This is a genomic window from Chamaesiphon sp. OTE_75_metabat_556 (assembly GCF_031378165.1).
GTDB lineage: Bacteria > Cyanobacteriota > Cyanobacteriia > Cyanobacteriales > Chamaesiphonaceae > Chamaesiphon.
Genome location: NZ_JANNDR010000520.1, coordinates 1 through 3578, shown reverse-complemented (window position 1 = coordinate 3578; position 3578 = coordinate 1). Strand labels below are relative to the sequence as shown.

The window sequence follows — 3578 nt, the reverse complement described above, 5'->3', positions numbered from 1 at the left end:
TGGCATCAGAGAGTAAGGTGTTGGGTGGACAATCGAAAATCCAAAATCCGATTAAACGACATCTGGTAAGCTCCGCCGCCGAATGTATAACCATAATAGACCGATCGTGCCGATCGTAATTCCGACTAAACTGATGACTTGTGAGATTCTGAGCGAACCAATCCACAGACTATCGGTACGTAATCCTTCGATCCAATATCGTCCGATCCCATAGGCAATTAAATAAACTAAAAAGAGCGAACCAGTCTTTAAATTATGGTGGCGAGTATTCTTAACAAATAACCACATCAGAATTGAAAACACGAGTAAATTCCAGAGAGATTCATACAAGAATGTCGGTTCAAAGTAATCATTTTTCACTGGGATGTATAACTTCCACGGTACTGCTGTCCGCGAGCCATAAGCCTCGGAATTGAAGAAGTTTCCCCATCTACCGATCGCTTGCCCCAAAGCCAAAGAAGGTGCAACAATATCGGCTAACTGCCAAAATGAAATCTGCTTGAGTCTGGCAAAGATAATTGCCGCGATCGTGCCGCCAATGATTGCACCATAAATCGCAATACCGCCTTCCCAAATTTTAATAATATCCAGCAGTGGCCGTTGAGAATAGGTGTTCTGCCACTCAAAGGCCACATAATACAATCGCGCCGCTGGAATCGCACCCAATACCAACCAAATAGCCAAATCGGCGATCGTTTCGGAATCGATCTGGCGGGTTTTGGCCAACCGCATCGATAAATTCACCCCAATCAACACCGCCGCAGCGATTAATACGCCATACCATTTCAAGCGAAACCAGCCCAGATGGAAAATCTCTTCGCCTGGAGACATAAATATCCAAGCTAGTAAGGATTGTCCCCAGATCAAGTGACTGCCAAGCTGGTTTGGCATCGCCAAATCCAAGCCAGCAAATTGCAGTGCAGAACCGAAATCGATACTGCTGATGGGGGAAAAATTGAGGAATTGGGCGAACATATGCAATTAGTTGACAGTGGATAGTCGATAGTCGATCTGGAGATCGCGCACATTAGCGATCAGATCTGGCGGCGAGCTTAAATATCTAAATCTGCCAATATTTTATCCATCTGCTGGGGATCGGGATAATGATTGATTCGCGGTTGCGGTTCGATCCTACACCCCAGATGTTCGGGTTCAAACTGCTCCCACTTGGTCGCTGGATCGACTGGTGTGGTTGCGGCACGAGGCGCGATCGGTTTGATAGCGATTCTCATTCTGAGAGGCTCCGCCAACGGATCGAGCGGTCTGCGCACCCACTGTGGTGGGGACTCCGGTAACGGCATTCTCGGTGCCATTAATGGTGGAGCCAGGATATCCGAGCTAGAAACAAAGTCTTCATCTTCAACCCATTCTTCCCACACCTCATCATCTCGATCGATCGACAAATCGAGATCTTCATCAGCATTCATCCCTGGATCGATCGATGAGATGAATAGTTCTGCAACCTGCCCGTTGGGGTGGCGAAGATCGGTAGGCAACTGCCCATCACCATTAATCGTTGAATTGGCCGGTAAGATCGCCAGAATCGCCTGAATCTGTTCTAAATATCCACGGACGCCCTGCTGACTGACGGCCAACTGGTCGAGATGTAGCTGTTGCAACTTGAGAAAATTCGGACTGGTAACGACGTTTTTACCTACTTCATTCTGGATATTGCCAGTGAGCAGATTAATTTTGGTGCGGAGATATTCGCCATCGGCAGATCGCTCTGGATCGGGATCTTCATTCATCTGAGTTGTAATCTCCAATTCGACCGTCTCTTGCACCACTAGCGCCAAAGCGTCATAAATTTGTCCTGATCGGAGTTTGTGTTGGAATTCTGCGCTGGAGATCATAGTTTTTGGATAACAGGACTCACCAGTAACTTGTGAGATCGTAGCCTAGTTCGGCCAGCATCGATCGTAATAATGGCAAGCTTAGACCAATTACATTACTATGACACCCTTCTATTCTGTCAATTAGGGCACTACCTTTTCCTTCTAAGGCAAAACCGCCAGCACAGGCTAAAGGTTCGCCTGTGGCGATATAAGCCTGAATCTGAGCATCGGTAACTTGCCCAAAGTACACCTGGGTAATCCCACAGCGCACGACTTGTTTGGCTTGGATCTGGTCGATCAGGGCGTGTCCGGTGTAGAGCTTGCCGATCCGACCCCGCATTTTTTGCCACCGAGTCAAGGCTTCGACCGGACCTTGGGGCTTGCCATGAATTTCACCATCAACCACCAAGATCGAATCACAGCCCAGCACCAGCGAATCATTGACCTGAGCGAGTACGACTTCGGCTTTGCGCTGTGCCAATGTCTCCACCAGTGCCACGGGATCGCTCAATTGGATTTGAGCTTCGTCAAAATGACTGACACAGACTAAGGGATTGATGCCCACACTCTGAAGCAATCGACGGCGAGCGGGAGAAGCAGAGGCAAGGACAAAGTTAATGGTCATAGTTTCGGAACGTTAGCAAATAATCCACGGGCGATCGACGACTAGGCAACACTGAAGGAGTTGACTACTTCAGTGAAAACTTGTTTCATTTTTTGCCACCGACGATCGGTAGTCGAAGCATTAAAGGTAAACAGTTTACCGCGACTGACCACGACACTAGCAATATTGTGACGTTTGCTAGTGGGCAGTTTGACATCATATTCGAGAATATAGTAAGTCTTGCCTTTGGCTTCATGGGTTTCGGCAGTAATTAATTCCGCTTCCCGTCCCGATCCTGGCGGGGCGATCGCATTTTTCCCTAGTTTATAACCAACATCGGAGGCCGTACCGAGATCGCTGAGTTTTTTATCTTTGTCTACCTGACTGATCACGACACTGACATTTTCACTCGATTCGATCAAGTCGTGGAAAATAATATCCGCACCCTTGGTCGTTTTGACCGCGACCCAACCATTAGGATAGAGAAACTTATAACCATCTGTGGTATCGATATAGCCCTGCAATCCAGCAGCGTCAGCAGGAGCGACATTCAGTTGTAATCCGATCGCCAGTGCCAGCATTAGCGACACGATAGCTTGTTTGCACATAAAATTCTGATGTTAATAGCGATGCTTATCGGTAACAATTATAGACTTAGTTAGGCTTTAGGCTTTAGGCTTTAGGCTTTAGGCTTTAGAGGGTAGGCTTTAGGTTTTAGGAGGTAGAAGGTAGGCTTTAGATTAGAAGGCAGAAGGCTCGATAGTTTTGGAACTGCGTTCCCAGTCTCCAAGTCCCCAAGTCCCCAAGTCCCCAAGTCCCTCTGTCTCCCCGTCTCCCAGTCCTACTCCCCATCGATCGATTCCCCGGCATATTCTGGCTGCTGAACCATATTATGGGCTTGTTTGCGCGCGAGTTCCAGCGTGCCTTCGATCGTGCCTTTGATCGTGCCGGCAATGGGGACAGAGACGATCACGCCGAGCAGTCCGGCAATTTGGCCGCCAGTGAGCAAACAGATCAAAATCGCGATCGGATTTAAGCCGATAAATTCACCCATCAGTCTGGGGGCTAACAAGTTATCTTTGATTTGCTGGACGATTAATGAAGCAATTAACACCGATACACTCAGGGGAAAGTTTTTG

General features: G+C 48.0%; 5 protein-coding genes. All 5 read right to left on the bottom strand.

Features of this window, described 5'->3' with window-relative positions; translation table 11 throughout:
• Positions 1–51: 51 nt before the first annotated feature.
• Entirely contained in the window at positions 52–891 is an 840-nt protein-coding gene (gene lgt / locus RMO27_RS20685; protein WP_396133775.1) for a prolipoprotein diacylglyceryl transferase, read from the bottom strand.
• A gap of 161 nt (positions 892–1052) precedes the next feature.
• Complete coding sequence (locus tag RMO27_RS20680; protein WP_309736128.1) at positions 1053–1853, bottom strand: hypothetical protein; 801 nt, start codon at positions 1851–1853, stop codon at positions 1053–1055.
• Positions 1854–1872: 19 nt separating this feature from the next.
• Positions 1873–2460 (bottom strand): nucleoside triphosphate pyrophosphatase, encoded by a 588-nt coding sequence (locus RMO27_RS20675; RefSeq protein WP_309736126.1) that lies wholly within the window; start codon positions 2458–2460, stop codon positions 1873–1875.
• 41 nt (positions 2461–2501) lie between these two features.
• Entirely contained in the window at positions 2502–3047 is a 546-nt protein-coding gene (psbP, locus tag RMO27_RS20670; RefSeq protein WP_309736124.1) for a photosystem II reaction center PsbP, read from the bottom strand.
• Positions 3048–3280: 233 nt separating this feature from the next.
• On the bottom strand, positions 3281–3578 hold a 298-nt coding region (locus RMO27_RS20665), incomplete at its 5' end, for an AI-2E family transporter (protein ID WP_309736122.1).